Origin of the sequence: Pseudoruegeria sp. HB172150 (assembly GCF_013184805.1) — a bacterium.
Taxonomy (GTDB): Bacteria; Pseudomonadota; Alphaproteobacteria; order Rhodobacterales; family Rhodobacteraceae; genus Psychromarinibacter.
In genome coordinates this window covers 286,033-302,507 of sequence record NZ_JAATNG010000004.1, presented here as the reverse complement: position 1 = coordinate 302,507, position 16,475 = coordinate 286,033, and the positions used below count along the sequence as shown (strand labels likewise).

At 66.5% G+C, this 16,475-nt stretch carries 17 protein-coding genes; 3 read left to right on the top strand and 14 right to left on the bottom strand.

Going from position 1 to position 16,475, the window contains the following annotated elements; translation table 11 throughout:
• Positions 1 to 61: 61 nt before the first annotated feature.
• From HCO70_RS18270 to HCO70_RS18260, 3 genes are all read right to left on the bottom strand, one after another.
• The gene (locus HCO70_RS18270) at positions 62 to 712 is read right to left on the bottom strand and encodes a hypothetical protein (RefSeq protein WP_172298826.1); all 651 of its coding nucleotides are present in this window, start codon (positions 710 to 712) and stop codon (positions 62 to 64) included.
• A gap of 69 nt (positions 713 to 781) precedes the next feature.
• A complete protein-coding gene (locus tag HCO70_RS18265; protein ID WP_172298824.1) occupies positions 782 to 1,651 on the bottom strand; it encodes a hypothetical protein in 870 nt (289 codons plus the stop codon).
• Positions 1,648 to 2,634, bottom strand: coding sequence for a D-glycerate dehydrogenase (locus HCO70_RS18260; protein WP_172298822.1), 987 nt, complete (start codon positions 2,632 to 2,634; stop codon positions 1,648 to 1,650). The genes HCO70_RS18265 and HCO70_RS18260 overlap by 4 nt, the downstream gene beginning before the upstream one ends.
• Before the next feature lie 145 nt (positions 2,635 to 2,779).
• Between HCO70_RS18260 and HCO70_RS18255 the strand changes: the two genes are divergently transcribed.
• From HCO70_RS18255 to HCO70_RS18245, 3 genes are all read left to right on the top strand, one after another.
• A complete protein-coding gene (locus tag HCO70_RS18255) occupies positions 2,780 to 3,289 on the top strand; it encodes an SH3 domain-containing protein (protein ID WP_172298820.1) in 510 nt (169 codons plus the stop codon).
• A gap of 4 nt (positions 3,290 to 3,293) precedes the next feature.
• Positions 3,294 to 4,280: a hypothetical protein gene (locus HCO70_RS25115; protein ID WP_172298819.1), complete on the top strand. Its 987-nt coding sequence runs from the start codon at positions 3,294 to 3,296 to the stop codon at positions 4,278 to 4,280.
• A gap of 122 nt (positions 4,281 to 4,402) precedes the next feature.
• A complete protein-coding gene (locus HCO70_RS18245; RefSeq protein WP_172298978.1) occupies positions 4,403 to 5,266 on the top strand; it encodes a cation diffusion facilitator family transporter in 864 nt (287 codons plus the stop codon).
• Between the two features lie 119 nt (positions 5,267 to 5,385).
• Here the strand turns inward: HCO70_RS18245 and HCO70_RS18240 are convergent, their stop codons facing one another.
• From HCO70_RS18240 to HCO70_RS18190, 11 genes are all read right to left on the bottom strand, one after another.
• Positions 5,386 to 6,969, bottom strand: coding sequence for a pyruvate kinase (locus HCO70_RS18240; RefSeq protein ID WP_172298817.1), 1,584 nt, complete (start codon positions 6,967 to 6,969; stop codon positions 5,386 to 5,388).
• Between the two features lie 99 nt (positions 6,970 to 7,068).
• Positions 7,069 to 9,096 (bottom strand): M3 family metallopeptidase, encoded by a 2,028-nt coding sequence (locus tag HCO70_RS18235; RefSeq protein WP_172298815.1) that lies wholly within the window; start codon positions 9,094 to 9,096, stop codon positions 7,069 to 7,071.
• 62 nt (positions 9,097 to 9,158) lie between these two features.
• Complete coding sequence (locus HCO70_RS18230; protein ID WP_172298813.1) at positions 9,159 to 9,590, bottom strand: DUF4399 domain-containing protein; 432 nt, start codon at positions 9,588 to 9,590, stop codon at positions 9,159 to 9,161.
• Between the two features lie 49 nt (positions 9,591 to 9,639).
• Entirely contained in the window at positions 9,640 to 10,434 is a 795-nt protein-coding gene (locus tag HCO70_RS18225) for an amino acid ABC transporter permease (protein ID WP_172298811.1), read from the bottom strand.
• A 145-nt stretch (positions 10,435 to 10,579) separates the two neighbouring features.
• Complete coding sequence (locus HCO70_RS18220) at positions 10,580 to 11,365, bottom strand: transporter substrate-binding domain-containing protein (RefSeq protein WP_172298809.1); 786 nt, start codon at positions 11,363 to 11,365, stop codon at positions 10,580 to 10,582.
• A 76-nt stretch (positions 11,366 to 11,441) separates the two neighbouring features.
• Positions 11,442 to 11,921: a GNAT family N-acetyltransferase gene (locus HCO70_RS18215; protein WP_172298807.1), complete on the bottom strand. Its 480-nt coding sequence runs from the start codon at positions 11,919 to 11,921 to the stop codon at positions 11,442 to 11,444.
• The gene (locus HCO70_RS18210) at positions 11,918 to 12,955 is read right to left on the bottom strand and encodes a HesA/MoeB/ThiF family protein (protein ID WP_172298805.1); all 1,038 of its coding nucleotides are present in this window, start codon (positions 12,953 to 12,955) and stop codon (positions 11,918 to 11,920) included. Before HCO70_RS18210 ends, HCO70_RS18215 begins: the two co-directional genes overlap by 4 nt.
• Positions 12,955 to 13,425 (bottom strand): dUTP diphosphatase, encoded by a 471-nt coding sequence (gene dut, locus HCO70_RS18205; protein ID WP_172298803.1) that lies wholly within the window; start codon positions 13,423 to 13,425, stop codon positions 12,955 to 12,957. Before dut ends, HCO70_RS18210 begins: the two co-directional genes overlap by 1 nt.
• A gap of 25 nt (positions 13,426 to 13,450) precedes the next feature.
• Positions 13,451 to 14,647: a bifunctional phosphopantothenoylcysteine decarboxylase/phosphopantothenate--cysteine ligase CoaBC gene (coaBC, locus tag HCO70_RS18200; RefSeq protein ID WP_172298801.1), complete on the bottom strand. Its 1,197-nt coding sequence runs from the start codon at positions 14,645 to 14,647 to the stop codon at positions 13,451 to 13,453.
• 71 nt (positions 14,648 to 14,718) lie between these two features.
• Entirely contained in the window at positions 14,719 to 15,543 is an 825-nt protein-coding gene (locus HCO70_RS18195; protein ID WP_172298799.1) for a ChaN family lipoprotein, read from the bottom strand.
• The gene (locus HCO70_RS18190; RefSeq protein WP_172298797.1) at positions 15,540 to 16,418 is read right to left on the bottom strand and encodes an RNA polymerase factor sigma-32; all 879 of its coding nucleotides are present in this window, start codon (positions 16,416 to 16,418) and stop codon (positions 15,540 to 15,542) included. The genes HCO70_RS18195 and HCO70_RS18190 overlap by 4 nt, the downstream gene beginning before the upstream one ends.
• Between the last annotated feature and the right edge of the window lie 57 nt (positions 16,419 to 16,475).

Genomic DNA, 16,475 nt, shown 5'->3' with positions numbered 1-16,475 from the left:
GAATTTGCGTGAGTGCAGCGAGGGGCAGCCGACCTCTGGTGAGAAAAAAGCGACATGCGCGTCAGCGACCCGTCGCGGCCGCGACCTCGCCGACGGTGAAGTAGGGCGAGATGATTTTCCGGATTTCCTCGCGCCTCGGGTTCTCCGGATCGACGATCAGGTAGCACATGTAGTCCTCGATCAGCGCTGCCTGCTGCTCGAAGCCATATTTCAGGAACCCCTCGCCAGGCGCAGGGACATAGAAATACGGATCGCCGTTGACGATGCTTTCCAGCGCCGCGCGGACCGGGTGATACCCGGTGCGGCCCCGGTTCTGCCACTGCCAGACATGGACCAGTTCATGCGCGAAGACGAGGGTTTGCGGCCCATGCACCGCTTCGGGCCAGCCGGCCATCATGTCGGGCCGGTAGAAATCCGGCATCAGGTGCACGCGGTCGTATAGGGCAAAGGCCGGCGGCGGTTCCGACCGGCCCGGATCGGGCGCGACGCGGTCGCAAAGACCGGGGCGGATCTCGATTTCCTTCAGCCTCTCCGGCGCGATCCGCGCGGCGCTCGGTGGCGGGCGGCCGGGCCCAGTGGTGACGCGGACACGGTCCACGTCCAGTGTGCCGCCGAACATGTCCTCGGCAAAGGCACGCTCACCCGGGGCCATCGGGCGCGAACTGCAGCCCGCCAGCGCCAGAAGCAGCACCAAGAAGACCCGCCGCATCATGCTTAGGTCCTCCGCAATCCTTTGACCGGACAGGGATTCGTCACTGGAATGTACTCCGCCTGAACGGGATCAGAGTGGCGGCGGAACGCTGTCCTGTCCAGTGGGTGGGAGCTCGACCCTGATGGTCTGGCGCGCCGCAAGCATGGTTCGCATCAGGTACAGGATTGCCACCAGGATCACCGCCGGAAGGACCACCAGACGCAGCAGCAAAACCCCGCCCATGGCAATCGAAGCCGCGAGCAGCGCGTCGGCCTCGTCCCAGAACAGGCCGCCCGCACTCAGATAGGCGGACAGCGACTCGCGCCAGCCGCGCTCTACCCCGGACGCGTCGACGTCGCCGATCATCGTCCGCGCCTCTTCGGCGATGCCGTTCAGCGTCGCATTGGCCTCGTTCCACTGCTCCACCGTCAGTAAGTCACCCGCCCAGGAACCGAGTGCAAAGGCGAACGGTACACCAATTGCCAGCGCGAATCCGAACGCGCCGCAGCCATAGAAGGCGCGCCGCAGCCCCGGCGGCGCCGCGGACCATCCGGAGCGGTGCGCCTCGCAGCCGCAGCGGCCCATCAGCCCCACGGCGAGCAGAAAGAAACCGATCGCCGCAACCGGTCCGATGGCGATGGACAGCACACCGTTTACCAGTGCCACGGCGAAGATCAGCTCCGACACGCGCTCGACCGTGTCATCGACCGGCTCGAGCCATTTCAGAGGCTGGATGCTGCCCGACGCCCCGAAGGAGGCGCCGACCTCCACCTCCTGCACGGCGGACAGTGCGGCATTGATCGCGCGCAGCGACACATATGTCGCGGCGCTGGCCACCGCGACATCGCGGTTGAAGCGCTCGGTGACCGAGACGGCGGGATTGTATTTCGGCGCAAAGACCAGCGCGATGGAAAGCCCGCCGAGCAGCAGAAGCAGAACGATGCGGGCGCCGCGCCTCATACCATGCTCGGTACGACCAGGTCCGGCGGTCGGTGGCCGTCGGCGAAGGTCTTGATGTTGATGATTACCTTTTCGCCCATCTCGGCCCGTCCCTCGCGGGTGGCTGAACCCATATGGGGCAGCAGGACCACATTGGTCAGCTCACGGAGGCGCGGGTTGATCTCTTTCCCGCGCTCGAACACGTCGAGCCCGGCGCCGGCGATCTCTCCCGCCCGCAGCATCCGGGTCAGCGCGTTCTCGTCGATCACCTCGCCGCGCGAGGTGTTCACGATCACTGCCGACGGCTTCATCAGCTTCAGCCGCCGCGCGTTCAGCAGGTGGAAGGTCGAGGGCGTGTGCGGGCAATTCACGGAAATCACGTCCATCCGGCTGACCATCTGGTCGAGCGAATCCCAATAGGTCGCCTCCAGCTCTTCCTCGATCTCCGGGCGCAGCCTTTTCCGGTTGTGATAGTGGATCTGCATGCCGAAAGCGCGCGCCCGGCGCGCAACCGCCTGTCCGATCCGGCCCATGCCCAGAATGCCCAGCCGTCGCCCGCCGACGCGGCCGCCGAGGAAGGCGGTCGGCGTCCAGCCGGTCCATTCGCCTGCCTGCATCACCGCCAGCCCTTCGGGGATGCGCCGGGTCACGGCAAGGATCAGCGCCATGGTCATGTCCGCGGTATCCTCTGTCACCACGCCGGGCGTGTTGGAAACGAGAATCCCGCGCTGCCGTGCCGTGGCGACGTCGATATGATCGATCCCGGCGCCGTAATTGGCGATCAGCTTCAGCTTGTCGCCCGCCTGCGCCAGCAGGCCCTGGTCGATGATGTCGGTGATCGTCGGCACCAGCACATCGGCCCGCCGCATCGCGCTGGCAAGTTCGTCGCGGCTCAGCGGAGCGTCGCTGTCGCGCAGTTCCACGTCGAAAAGCTCGGTCATCCGTGTTTCGACCACCTCTGGCAACCGTCGCGTAACGACAACACTCAGACGCTCACGGCTCATTCCCGGCTCTCCCCTGTTCCCTTTCGAACCCGTCGCTGGCACAGTGGCAATTACGGACGCGGGGCACAACTGATTGCGTTGCAAAACCCCGTGCCGGATGGGCGGCAAAATGCCCGTGACAGAGCAGGTTTCGAGTGGGACGACCATGAGGCGCATCAGAACGGGTGTGACCGCCGCGGTACTGGCCGTGGCGGTGGCGGCATGTGCCGCGGCACAGGAACGCGGGCCGGTCACCAACCTGCCGATTCCCCGCTTCGTTTCGCTCAAGGCGAGCGAGGCCAACGTGCGGCGCGGGCCGTCGCTGAGCCACCGGATCGACTGGGTTTTCAAGCGCCGCGACATGCCGCTGAAGATCGTCGGCGAATACGGCCACTGGCGCCGAATCCTCGACCGTGACGGCATGGGCGGGTGGGTGCACTATTCCCTGCTGTCCGGGGTGCGGACGGTGCTGGTCGAACAGGACATGGTATCGCTTCTGATGAAGCCCGATCCGAACGCGCCGGTGAACGCAACGCTTGAGGCTGGCGTCGTCGCCAATCTCGACGAATGCCGACTCGACTGGTGTAAGGTCGAGGCCGCAGGATACCGCGGCTGGGTGCCGGCCAAGGCGGTCTGGGGCATCGACAAGGTCGACATGACCGCCTCGGCGGAGTAACCGCGTGAACGTGCTCGCCCGCCCCTTTCGCGCCGCCGGGTCGGCGGACCGGGGCAAGGCGCTGGTTGTGCACGCCGGCCCGGGCTGGCTCGACCCGATAGAGCGCGGCGACCACGAATTCTTCGTCAAGACCTTCCGCCATGCCACCGCCAAGGGTATCCCCTCGCGCGTTGTCAGCGCCGAAGGCACCGCCTCGCGCATGCTGCTGGAACAGGACCATATCCACCTGATGGTCGGCTGCCCGCCGGGCTACGGCCCCGGACAGCTGCATGTCCATCCCGCCCATGTCTGGGGTTTCTGGTATCTCGACGAACTGGGCACCGGCTGGAACTCCTCGCTGCGCTTTGCCCGCTTCTGCGAACAGGAGGTCGACGCAGGAAATGCGGAGTACTTCTTCAACGGCGTCACCGGCTACATGCTGCGCGAGAACGTTTCGAACCGGACGCAGGAACCGCGCGTGCCCGGCGGCCTCAAGCCGGCTGCCGCCACAGTCTTCTGCCAGCCGGAAACGACGGGGCCGGGGCGCAGCCATTACCTTACGGCGGAGGCGATGATCCGGATCGCCGCCACCACCTGCGCCGAGGAGCGGATCTATGTGAAGCCGCATCCCGATCAGTCGAAACAGGACCGCAAGGCGCTGTTCGAGATCGCCGCCGATTACCGGAACGTCACCGTCACTGTCGCCTCTGTCCATGACCTTTCCGCTGCCAGCCGGATGGTGGTGACGCAGAACTCCTCTGCCGGCTTCGAGGCGCTGATGCAGCGCAAATGCGTGATCACCTGCGGCAAGTCCGACTACTGGCACGCAACCTTGACGCCGCGCCGCGAGAACGACCTGCGCGATGCGCTGCTCTACGGGTCCGAGGAAATGAACGGATTCCCATACGAAAAGTACCTTTACTGGTTCCTCGGCCAGTCCTGCCTGGAGCCGGCAAAGGACAATTTCACCCGCCGCGCCTGGACCCGCATCCGCGACAAGGTCTTTCTTTAGGGATTTCGGGCTTGGCCTCGCGGGCCGGGTCTGCGATTCAACGGCCATCAAAAAATGTAACTGGCGGAACGATCGGCGTGGCGCGCAACAAGGCTCACGGACTCAACCTTTCGGCGGGGCTGATGTCGGCCTCGGTCGCCCTTATCCTGGTGCTGTCGAAGCTCTGGGCGCTCAGCGTTACCTCCTCGCTGGCCGTCGCCGCGAGCCTCGTGGACAGCGGCCTCGACCTGATGATGTCGCTGGGCGGCCTCGCCGCCATCGTCTACGCGTCCAAGCCCGCGGACGAGGATCACGCCTTCGGCCATTCATCGGCCGAGGATCTGGCGGCGCTGGGGCAGTCGGCGGTGATCCTCGCCTCGGCCGCCGCAATTACCTGGGGCGCCGTTTCGCGGCTGATTTCCGGCCCGCCTTCGCCCATCGGGGCAGAGGCCGCGGGTATCGGTGTGATGGTCCTTTCCATCGCGCTGACCGCGGCGCTGGTGCTGTACCAGCGCCGGGTAATCCGCATCACCGGCAACAAGGTGGTGGCGGCGGACCAGCTGCACTACCTCGGCGACCTCATTCCCGCGGTGGGAGCCATCCTCGCGCTGATCGCTTCATCGCAGTTCGGCCTCGGACAGGTCGACAGCATCGTCGCCCTCGGCGCCGCGGCCATGCTCGTTTTCGGCGCACTGCGGATCGGCAAATCCGCCCTGGACGCGTTGATGGACCGCGCCGCCGACCCGGAAATGGTGGCCGGGATCGAGCAGATCGCGGGCGATTATCCAGGCGTGCGCGGATTTCATGACCTGAAGACCCGCACCGCCGGCTCGGTCGTCTTCGTCAACCTGCATATCGAACTCGATGGCGAGCAGACCCTCGACGCGGCTCATGCCATCGGCGCCGGCTTGCGCCGCGCCATCCTCAAGGCCTACCCGCAGGCGGACGTGATGATCCACAAGGATCCCGTTGGCGTCATGCCGCACCCGGACGATCCGAGCCGCTGAGCAAGCGTTGCGCCCAAGACAAATCACCGCCTGCTTCTTCTGGTCAAAAGTATCCTGGGGGGTCTGGGGGGCAAAGCCCCCCGGCGGATCGGATCGCCGAAGGCGATCCGAAACACGGTTTAAAGCCCCTCCGGCTCCCGCCAGGCGCGCAGCGGCGCCAGACGCGGCGACTTTTTCGACTGGTGCCGGTTCATCCGCCGCAACACCCGCGCGAGGAACGCCACCGCCTCCTCGGCATAGGGCCCCTTGTTCAGCATCACGCATTCGGCGCGCTGGCCCATGGCGGCGTCTGTCGTCTCGGCGCGGCTTGCAAAGCCGTCCTTGCACAGTCCTTCCAGCACCTGCGTCGCCCAGACCACCGGCACCTCTGCCGCCTCGCAGAGCCACAGGATCTCTTCCTGGATCTCTGACAGCCGTTCCAGCCCGATCTCCACAGCCAGATCGCCGCGCGCGATCATCACCGCCACCGGCATCCGGCCGCCCGCCTGCACGATCAGCCGGGGAAGGTTGCGCACGGCAAGGTCGGTCTCGATCTTGAGGATGATCGCGGGCGGCGCGGCGCCTTCGGGCAGTCGGGCGGCAATCGCCTCCTGCAGCCCGCGCACGTCGCGCGCGGTCTGGACGAAGGAATAGCCGATGATGTCGGCACGCCCGACCACGAAGTCGAGCGCGTTGCGGTCGGCATCGGTCAGCGCCGGAATGTCGACCGCAACACCGGGCAGGTTAACGCCCTTCTCGGCCTTCAGCCGCGCGCCCTTGGCGGGGGCGTGCAGCACCTCCAGCTCGGCGCGGCGGCCTTCCACCGCCTCGACATGGGCGCCGATCTTGCCGTCGTCGAACCAGACCATAGCGCCGGGCTTCAGCTGGTCGAGCAGTTCCGGATGGCTGAGCGTTACGGTGAACAGGCGTTCATCTGCGCGCAGCGTGTCGGCCAGAACCATCCGGTCGCCGCGCATCAGCCGGCCCCCGAGATCCGAAAGCTCCAGCCCTTCTTCTTTGAGATGCTTGAGTTTTTTCTTCTTCTCCCGCGCCAGCAGGTCCGCCGGGATCGACATATCCCGCGTGCGCACCTTCGGACCGGCGAGGTCCATGAGGATCGGCACGCGGCGTCCGACCGCCTCTGCGGCGGCGCGGGTGTGGGCGATCATCTTCGCCCAGTCCTCCGGCGCGTCATGCGCGCAGTTGATGCGCACGGTGGACCCGCCTGCCGCGATCAGCCGGGTCACAAGGTCCGGGTCCGTCGCCGCCTCTGACGGCAGCGTCACCAGGATGCGCGTCGTGTGTTCCGGCACGTCCGTGCCGAAGATCGCGTCGCGCCGGGCGCCGATGCGGTCGCGGGCGGCGGCCTTGTCGCGATGCACGGGTCCTTCGACCGGCGCGGCGGACACCATCGCGGTCAGCGCCGCGATCACGGCGTCTAGCGAGCCCAGCACATGCGCCTCCGACCGGCCGAGCGAGGACAGGCCGAGCGCGGTCAGCGCCTCCTGCTCGACTGTCAGGTCGAGCTTTCGCAGCGAGAGATACAGCGCGAGGTTTTCCACGGACGGCAGGAATTCCTGCCGCGTCACCGCGCGCCGCCAACTGGCAAGCGTGCCGTCCGCCTCTGCCAGCGCCTGAGCGCGCAGCACCGTCAGCCGCGCGCGCAGCGCCTCCGCGAGGTCGCGCTTGCAGGCGCCGCCATCCAGAATGTCGCGGATTTCCATCCCAAGGCTCCCGCCAGTGTCCGAAGCAGCACTAGGCCGCTTCGGTGACAGGTGCATTACAATCGGCCGCTCCGGGCAAGGCGCAGATCGTCGCGGGGGTCAGGCGGCGTCGAGCAGCCCGCGCCCTTTCAGCAGCGCCTCCACCCCTGGCATCTTGCCGCGGAACTTGGTGTAAAGCACGTCAGCCTCTTCCGACCCGCCCGCCGACAGGATGTAGGTTTCCAGCTTCTTCGCCATCTCGGCGTCGAAGGCACCTCCGGCTTCCTCGAAGGCCTCGAAGGCATCCGCGTCCATCACCTCGGACCACATGTAGCTGTAGTAGCCCGACGAATAGCCGTCGCCAGAGAACACGTGGCTGAAATGCGGGGTTGCGTGACGCATCCGGATCGCATTGGGAATTCCGATGCTGTCCAGTATCTCCGCCTGCTTCGCCATCGCGTCGTCCGGCGCCTCGCCGGAATGGAACTCCAGATCGACGAGGGCCGAGGCCACGTATTCCACGGTCTGCTGCCCCATGTCGTAGGTCGCCGCGGCGATCACCTTGTCGAGCATCTCCTTCGGCATCGGCTCGCCGGTCTCCGCGTGGGTCGCGAATTCCGACAGCACCTCCGGCACTTCCAGCCAGTGCTCGTAAAGCTGGCTGGGCAGCTCCACGAAATCGCGCGCGACCGAGGTGCCGGAGATCGACTCGTAGGTCTGGTCCGACAGCATCTGGTGCAGCGCGTGGCCGAATTCGTGGAACAGGGTGCGCGCGTCGTCGTAGGACAGGAGCGCAGGCTTGCCCTTTTCCGGTTTGGCGAAGTTGCAGACGTTGATGACGATTGGGCGGATGTCGCCCGCCAGCTTCTGCTGCGACCGCATGGCGGAACACCAGGCGCCCGACCGCTTTGACCCGCGCGCGAAATAGTCGCCGACGAAGATCGCCATGTGCTTGCCGCCGCGCGTCACCTCCCAGGTGCGCACGTCGGGATGGTATTTCGGCAGGTCGACTTCCCTGAACTCCAGCCCGAACAGCCGGTTCGCGCAGGCGAATGCGGCCTCGGTCATCCGTTCCAGCTGCAGGTACGGCTTCAGTTCGGCTTCATCGAGGTCATGCTCTTCCTTGCGCCGTTTCTCCGAGTAATAGCGCCAGTCCCAAGGCTCCAGCTCTCCGTTCACGCCGTCATTGTGCATCATGGCGGCAAGGCGCAGCGCGTCCTCCTCGGCCCGGGTCCGCGCCGGTTCCCAGACCTGCATCAGTAGGTCGCGCACCGCATCGGGCGTTTTCGCCATCTCGGTTTCCAGCTTGTATTCGGCAAAGCTGTCGTAGCCGAGCAGGTTCGCGCGCTCCTCGCGCAGCTGCAGGATCTCCGTCGCGATGTCGCGGTTGTCGGTCTCGCCGCCATTGGCGCCGCGAGATGTCCAGGCACGATATGCCCGTTCGCGCAGGTCGCGGCGGGGCGAGAACTGCAGGAACGGCACGATCAGCGACCGCGACAGGGTGATCGCGGGGCCGTCCACGCCCTTTTCCTCGCCGGCGGCACGGGCGGATGCGAGGACGAATTCGGGCAGGCCTTCAAGGTCCGCCTCGTCCAGTTCCATGAACCAGCCGCGTTCATCCGCCAGCAGGTTCTGCGTGAACTGGGTGCCGAGCACGGCCAGCCGTTCCTTGACCTGCTTCAGCCGGTCGCGCGCGAAGCCCTCCAGCTGCGCGCCGGAACGGACGAAACCGCGCCGGGTCAGGTACAGCACGCGCATCTGCTCGTCAGTCAGGCCGAGGCTGTCGCGTTCGTTCCACAGCGTGTCGATCCGCGCGAACAGCGCGGCGTTCATTGTGATCTCGGAACTGTATTGCGCCAGCTTCGGCGAGAAAGCGCGCTGCAGCTCCTCGCGTTTTTCGTTCGAGTCGGCCCCGGCGAGCGAATAGAAAACCGAAAGCACCTTGCCGAGCCGCTCGTCGGCGCGTTCCAGCGCCTCGATCGTGTTGGCGAAGGTCGACGGCTCGGGGTTGTCGGCGATGCGGGCGATCTCCGCCTTCGCCTCGGCCATCGACTTTTCGAACGCCTCCTCGAAATCCCCGTCGGAGATCTTGTCGAAAGGCGGCATCTCGAACGGGGTGTCCCAGTCGATCAGCAGCGGATTGGTCATCGGGGGCGGCTCCTGTTCCGGTGTCGCCCCCACCGTATCAGCCGTGTTGGCGGCTGAAAGGGCTATTCGACGGTTATGGTGATCACGTCCGAGGCAACGGGCGGATCGAAGGGCACGTGCCCGGCATCGCCCAGCACCAGCTGGAGCGTGTGCTCGCCCGGCTCGAGTTCCAGAACCACCTCTGTCTGGCCGCCGCCGAAGTGGCGGTTATGGTCATCGTTGAGGATGGCGTAGTCGAGCTCTTCCATCCCGTCCTCGCCTTCGCCCAGCGGCGGTCGGTCGATCAGGAGGTGGTGGTGACCGGTGTTTTCCTTCTCGGTTCCGGCGGGCGCGACGCCCATGCCGGTCAGACCGAACCGGACTGTCACGGGACCGGAGACGGCTTCGCCGTCGGTGGGCGTGATGAAGTAGACGGATGCGCCTTCGGGCGCAGGGGTTTCGCCGGCCCAGACGGGCGCGGCGGCGAGGCAGAGAGCGGCCACGAAGTAGCGCATGGATAATCCTCCCGGTTGAGTTGTGATTCTGCCTTAACGCGACGTTAGGTCAGCCGGGTTTTCGCCTCAACCGTTGTTCGAGCCTTCGCAGGCCGAGCGACAGTGAAACCGTCATCAATAGGTAGAGGAACGCCACCACGTTGTAGGTCTCGAAATAGCGGAAATTGCTGGCGGCCGTCACCTTGCCGAGCTGGGTGATATCGGCGACGCCAAGGACCGAGACCAGCGAACTGTCCTTGACCATGGCGACGAAATCGTTGCCCAGCGGCGGCAGGATCGTGCGGAACGCCTGCGGAAACACGATGTGCCGGAACCGCTGCCACCCGTTCAGACCCAGCGCCTCTGCCGCCTCGATCTGGCCTTCGTCTACCGATTGCAGCCCGGCGCGGAACACCTCGGCGATGAAGGCGGAATAGCCGATGGTCAGCGCCAGCACCGCGCGCCAGAGCAACGGGAAATCACGAGTGCGGATCGGTTCGAGGCCGAGATTTCCGGCCACCCAGTTCCAGGCGGCGACGAGCGCCGGGGCGACGACGAAGGCGACGTAGAGCAAGAGCACGATGATCGGGACGCCGCGGATGATCTCGATATAGAACCGCGCGCTCTGCCGCAGCACGATGAAGCGCGACAGGCTTGCCGTGGCGAGGCCGAGGCCGACGACACAGGCGGAGCCGAAGCCGATCAGCGTCACCATCACCGTGATGCCGATGCCCCTGGACACGGTTTCGAGGATCTGGGTGTAAAGATCGTCCGTCAGGATCCGGTAGAAGGCATATGCGGCAATCAGCCCGGCGGCCACGAGCCACCAGGGGAAATCCTCTTCCGGTTTCGGGGTTGGGGTCATTCGATAGGCTGCGGGCTGTCGGAAGGCCGTTTTCCTGAAGAAGAACGCGCCGGATTACTCCGGATAATCTGACCAGGAGGTTTCCGGGCTTCCGGGTCCCGGCCAGACACTTGCGCCCGGCCGGGACAGGTTGCGAAAGCGAGTGTCACTCACCCAGCTTGTAGTCGAGGAACCACTTCTTGTTCAGCTCGTCCAGCGTACCGTCTTCCTGCATGTCGGCGATGGCGGCGTTGATCGGTTCCACGAGGTCCGAGCCTTTCGGGAAGATGAAGCCGAAATCCTCTGTCCCCAGCTTTTCGCCCACGATCTTCAGCCCGCCGTCCGAGGCGGAGACATAGCCCTCGCCTGCGGTGCCGTCGGTCAGCACCAGATCCACGTCGCCGGCTTTCAGCGCCTGTACCCCGGCGCCGAAGGTCTCGAACTTGACGATGCGCGGGTTGGCCTCGTCGCCGTCCAGAACCTCGTAGACGCCGACATAGAACGGGGTCGTCCCCGGCTGCGCCGCCATCAGCAGGTCGTCATCGGCGGCAAAACTGGCGGCGTCGGTGAACCGCTCTTCGTCGCCGCGGACCATCATCACCATCTCGGACCGCATATAGGGATCGGAGAAATCGACCACCTCGGCCCGGTCGTCGCGGATCGTGATGCCGGTCATGCCGATATCGTACTGCCCGTCCGACACTGCCGGGATCATCGCGTCCCAGCTGATGTTCTCGTACTCCACGGTCATGTTCAGCCGCTCGGCGATCTCTGCCATGGCATCGTATTCCCAGCCGATGGCGTCGCCCGAGGACGGATCGACGAATTGCAGCGGCGGGTAGGCGTTCTCGGTCACGACAACGACGGTGCGGCCGCCAAGGTCGGGCAGGTCGGCCGCGGCGGCGGCGGTGGCGCTGAGCGCAAGCGCGGCGGAAAGGAGAATGCGTTTCATCGGGGAACTCCTGTTGGGCGGTTATCTTGGTGAAAAGCGTATGGCGGCTTGGCCGGAAGGCGCAAGGGGCGGCGGGTCACAGATCCTTCTCGAAGATCCAGGTGACAACCGGCACGCCCTCGCCCAGTTCCTGTCCGAACAGCGACGTCTCGGTCCGCGCGACGGTCCAGCCGCGGGTCCGGTAAAAGGCCGCGGCGCGCTCGTTGCCCGCCGCGCATTTCAGCCAGGACCGCCGCACGCCTTCCGCCTTCAACCGCGCTTCCGCGTCCGCGAGCAGGCGGCTCGCCAGCCCGCTTCGCCGCGCCTCCGCCGCCACGAACAGCTGGTGAAGCTGCTCCTCCCGCGTGATGCACAGCCCCAGCGGCTTCCCGACTGGCCCGGCCACGCGTATCCGGGGCAGATTGTCCTGCACCCGCTGATCGAACGCTGCCCGCGACCGGGCGCGGACCAGCGCATCGGGCACGACGCCGACATGGCCGTCCTGCCAGGCGACGTACCACATTTCGGCCAGCGCGCCCGCTTCTTCGGGCTCGGCCCAGCGCAGATCGTCGGTCACGCGCGCTCTCCGCAGACCGGGCAATCGGCGCGCTTTTTCAGCGCAATCGTCCGCGTCTCGCCGTAAAGCGCGTCGTAGATCAGCATCTGGCCCGCCAGCGTGCTGCCCGCGCCGGTGATCTGTTTCACAGCCTCTACCGCCATCATCGACCCGACGACACCCGGCAGCGGCCCCAGCACGCCCGCCTCGGCGCAGGACGGTGCCAGTTCCGGCGCCGGCGCCTGCGGAAAGATGCACTGGTAGCAGGGCGTTCCGTTCGCCGGATCGTAGAGGCTGATCTGCCCTTCCCACTGCGTCAGAGCGGCTGCGATCAGCGGCTTGCCCTCCCCGGCGCAGATGCGGTTCACCAGGTAGCGCGTGTCGAAATTGTCGGTCCCGTCCAGCACGAGGTCATACTCGCCGATCAGATCCGCCGCGATCTCCTCTGTCAGGCGCCGGTTGTAGGGCCGCACGTCCACGTAAGGGTTCAGCGCCTTCATCGCGGTCTTGGCCGAGAAAACCTTGGGCATGCCGAGCCGCGCATCGGTATGGATGATCTGGCGCTGCAGGTTCGTGGATTCCACCACGTCGGCATCGATCACGCCGATCCGTCCAACGCCTGCCGCCGCGAGGTACATCAGCGCCGGAGACCCGAGCCCTCCGGCCCCGATCACCAGAACCTTCGCCTGTTTCAGCGCCTTCTGACCCGGACCGCCGATCTCTCGCAGGATGATGTGCCGGGCGTAGCGGTCGATCTCGCCGGGCGCGAAGCTGCCCGGCGCGACCTTCGGCGCGTGATCCGGCGCTCGCGCCTTCAGCCGGCCAAGCACCTGCGTGTAACCGAAAACCGCCAGCGCCAGCAGCCCCAGCACCAGCCATTCGCCGTAGGACCCTCCGAGACTGCGCTGCAGCGGATGGCCTTCCGGCACGATCAGCAGCAGCGCGAGCACCGCGAGGTAGAGCAGCGCGACCATCATCCAGCGCGCGCTTACCGGGGCACCCAGCACGCGCCCGAGGATCCAGAGCCCCGCCGCCGCTGCCAGCACCCAGACCATCAATGCCGCCCGGTGGACCCGAAGCCGCCAGTCCCGCGCGCGGTCTCGTCGAGGCTGTCGGTCACCTCGAAGGCCACCTGCACCACAGGCGCCACGATCATCTGCGCGATGCGTTCTCCGTGCGAAATCGTGTAGGGCTCGGCGCCCCAGTTGATCAGCAGCACCCCGACCGGCCCGCGATAGTCGCTGTCGATGGTGCCGGGCGCGTTGGGCAGGCCCAGCCCGTGGTTCTTTGCCAGCCCGGAACGGGCGCGGATCTGCAGTTCGTACCCGTCAGGGATCGCCATGCGCAGACCTGTCGGCACCACCGCGCGTTCGCCGGGCTGCAGCGTGAAGCCCGCCTCGCGGATTTCCGGCGGCAGGTTGGCGCGCACATCGGCACCCGCCGCCCCTTCGGTGGCGTAATGCGGCAGCTCCACCTCGCGGTCGGCCCAGTCTTCCCACAGGATTTTCAGCAACGGTGCGCCCACGTCCCACCTCTCGTTGTGTCGAATATCAGCCCAGCGCCGCCGCGATTTCGTTCGCAAGCCGGTTCGCCACCTGTTCCTTGGACATCCGGGGCCAGCTGTCGGCGCCGGTGTCGGTGATCAGCGTCACCGCGTTTTCCGTCCCGCCCATGATCCCGGTTTCCGGCGACACGTCATTCGCCACGATCCAGTCGCAGCCCTTCCGAGCGCGCTTCGCTGTGGCGTGGTCGATCACGGTCTCGGTCTCGGCGGCAAACCCGACCACCAGCTTCGGGCGCCCGGAGGGCATCTGCGAAACGGTGGCAAGGATGTCCGGGTTCTCGGTGAATTCCAGCACCGGCGGCCTGCCGGAGCCGTCCTTCTTGATCTTCTCGCCCTGCGCGCTGGCCATGCGCCAGTCCGCCACCGCGGCGGCAAAAATCGCGGCGTCGGCGGGCAACGCGCTTGTCACCGCTTCCAGCATCTGCTGCGCCGTCTCGACCTTCACGACCTTCACCCCGCCCGGCGGCGGGACTGAGGCGGGACCGGTGACGAAGGTCACCTGCGCCCCCATCCCTGCCAGCGCACGCGCAAGCGCCGTGCCCTGCGCGCCCGAGGACCGGTTGGCGATGTAGCGCACCGGGTCTATCGGCTCATGCGTCGGCCCGGAGGTGACGACGATATGCTTCCCCTTCAGCGGCCCGTCCGCCAGCGCCGCCTCGACCGCCGCGACGATCTCCAGCGGTTCCGACATGCGCCCGGGCCCGTATTCGCCACAGGCCATGTCACCCTCGTTCGGCCCCACGGTCAGGATGCCGTCGCCCTGCAGCGTGGCAAGGTTGCGCTGCATCGCCGGATGCTCCCACATCCGCACGTTCATCGCGGGCGCGATCAGCACGCGCTTGTCGGTCGCCATCAGCAGCGTCGAGGCAAGGTCGTTCGCATGCCCGCCCGCCATCTTCGCCATCAGGTCGGCGGTGGCCGGCGCCACCACCACGAGGTCGGCGGCGCGGGACAGCTCGATATGCCCCATCTCGTGTTCGTCGGTCAGGCTGAAGAGGTCGCGATAGACCTTCTGCGCCGACAGGGCCGAAGCCGAAAGCGGTGTCACGAATTCCTCCGCCGCCCTGGTCAGTACCGGCGTCACCGTCGCGCCGCGTTCGCGCAGCCGCCGGATCAGGTCCAGCGCCTTGAAGGCCGCGATTCCGCCGCCGACGATCAGAAGAATGCGTTTGCCTGCCAGCATCGGCCGCGCCCTTTCGGTTTCGGCACAGTTCTAGGCCGCGCCGTTCCAAGGGGCAATGGTACTGGACAGGCTCACTCCTGCGCGAAACCGGCGCAGGGGTCGTCGCGCTCTGCCGGTTCCGTCACCAGCCACAGGTCATAGGGCGGCTCGCCTTCCGGCGGCGCCTCCATCTGCCCGATGGACAGGACCGTCAGCTCCGGCGCAGCCAGCGCCAGCGCCGCCGGCACGCCCCAGTCGGTACGGGCATGCCCCGCCCCGGCGATCACCGCGACCGGGCCGCCGGTCTCCTGGAACGCCGCAATCACCGCGCGCGCCAGCGCCGCATCGCGCAGGCGCTGCGCCTCGACCATGCCGCCCAGCATCGCTTCGGGCAGCGCGTCGCAATGCGCCTCCAGCTGCCCGGCCTCGCGCACAAGCTGTTCCTCTTCCGGCAGCGGCAGATCCAGCCCGAACATCGTCGACCCGTCTCCGAACACCGCCGCCGCGCCCTCGCCGACCGCGCGGCGCACCTCGTCGCGTGGCAGCGCGCCGCCGAAATAGGACAGGTCCTTTGCGGCCACGAATATCGGGTAATACATCGCGAAATCCGGCCAGCCGCTTTCGCTCCAGCCGAGCGCCCCTTCCAGCGCCTCCTCCGACACCAGAAACTGCGGCCGTACCTGCAGCGCCTGCGCGTCGGTCAGCATCTCGAAGACCAGCGCCTTCGCCCCGATCGCGCCCACGGCGGCAGTCTGGTTGGCGTGGTGGATCGGGTTGTCATGGACCTCGCCGAGGATCACCACATCCGCAGGCGGCAGGTCGGCCAATTCCTCAGGCGTTATCTGCTCTGCCGAGGCTTCACAGCAAAAGGCCGCCAGAATTCCGGCGGCCCCTGTCATCGCTATCCGGTGCTTCATACAAAGAAGCCGTGCACGTCGCCCGAGCGCGCTTCAAGGTTTTTCCGCATCTTGCCGAACGCTGCGGATTCCAGCTGGCGCACCCGCTCTTTCGACAGGCCCAGTTCGTTGCCGAGCGATTCCAGCGTCCGCGGGTCCTCGCGCAGCTTGCGCTCGCGCACGATGAACCGCTCGCGGTCGTTCAGGTCGCCCAGGGCAGAGACCAGCCAGCCTCGCAGCGTGATGATGTCCTTGTCATGCTCGACCGACTCGGCGGCCTGCTGGCTGTCATCCTCCAGCGTGTCGATCCACTCGCGGCCCTCGTCCTCGACCGATTGCGTGGCGTTCAGCGAGAAATCGGAGCCGGACAGCCGGCCTTCCATCATTTCGACATCGGCGATCGGCACGCCGACTTCCGTCGCGATCAGTTCGCGCATCTCGTGCTGGTCGATCGACGTTCCGGCAGCGGCGGCCTCGCGTTCCAGCCGCGCCTGAACCCGGCGCATGTTGAAGAACAGCGATTTCTGGCTGCTGGTGGACCCGGTGCGCACCATCGACCAGTTGCGCATCACGTAATCCTGGATCGACGCCTTGATCCACCAGACCGCATAAGTGGAAAAGCGCACGCCACGGTCGGGATCGAACTTGTCCGCGGCTTTCATCAGCCCAAGCGACGCTTCCTGGATCAGATCGCCCATCGGCGCACCGTAACGCTTGAACTTCGACGCCATCGAGATAGCTAACCGCATGTAGGCAGTGATCAGGCGATGCAGGGCCTGCTCGTCACTCCGATCCCGCCAGGCATAGGCCAGCGCGCGTTCGGTATCGGCGTCGAGAAGCTCGGCCTGCATGGCGCGGCGCGGCAGTGTCTGGTCGTTGAATGTATCAAGTGCCATGGTCGATCCCTGTGTCAGCCCGCCGGGGCGGGTGCTTACCTTTCGCCGTTGATCCTG

Bases quoted from the DNA above. Each gene is read 5' to 3' on its own strand.
- HCO70_RS18270 (WP_172298826.1), bottom strand. From the start codon at position 712: ATGATGCGGCGGGTCTTCTTGGTGCTGCTTCTGGCGCTGGCGGGCTGC.
- HCO70_RS18265 (WP_172298824.1), bottom strand. From the start codon at position 1,651: ATGAGGCGCGGCGCCCGCATCGTTCTGCTTCTGCTGCTCGGCGGGCTT.
- HCO70_RS18260 (WP_172298822.1), bottom strand. From the start codon at position 2,634: ATGAGCCGTGAGCGTCTGAGTGTTGTCGTTACGCGACGGTTGCCAGAG.
- HCO70_RS18255 (WP_172298820.1), top strand. From the start codon at position 2,780: ATGAGGCGCATCAGAACGGGTGTGACCGCCGCGGTACTGGCCGTGGCG.
- HCO70_RS18245 (WP_172298978.1), top strand. From the start codon at position 4,403: ATGTCGGCCTCGGTCGCCCTTATCCTGGTGCTGTCGAAGCTCTGGGCG.
- HCO70_RS18240 (WP_172298817.1), bottom strand. From the start codon at position 6,969: ATGGAAATCCGCGACATTCTGGATGGCGGCGCCTGCAAGCGCGACCTC.
- HCO70_RS18235 (WP_172298815.1), bottom strand. From the start codon at position 9,096: ATGACCAATCCGCTGCTGATCGACTGGGACACCCCGTTCGAGATGCCG.
- HCO70_RS18230 (WP_172298813.1), bottom strand. From the start codon at position 9,590: ATGCGCTACTTCGTGGCCGCTCTCTGCCTCGCCGCCGCGCCCGTCTGG.
- HCO70_RS18225 (WP_172298811.1), bottom strand. From the start codon at position 10,434: ATGACCCCAACCCCGAAACCGGAAGAGGATTTCCCCTGGTGGCTCGTG.
- HCO70_RS18220 (WP_172298809.1), bottom strand. From the start codon at position 11,365: ATGAAACGCATTCTCCTTTCCGCCGCGCTTGCGCTCAGCGCCACCGCC.
- HCO70_RS18210 (WP_172298805.1), bottom strand. From the start codon at position 12,955: ATGGTCTGGGTGCTGGCAGCGGCGGCGGGGCTCTGGATCCTCGGGCGC.
- coaBC (WP_172298801.1), bottom strand. From the start codon at position 14,647: ATGCTGGCAGGCAAACGCATTCTTCTGATCGTCGGCGGCGGAATCGCG.
- HCO70_RS18195 (WP_172298799.1), bottom strand. From the start codon at position 15,543: ATGAAGCACCGGATAGCGATGACAGGGGCCGCCGGAATTCTGGCGGCC.
- HCO70_RS18190 (WP_172298797.1), bottom strand. From the start codon at position 16,418: ATGGCACTTGATACATTCAACGACCAGACACTGCCGCGCCGCGCCATG.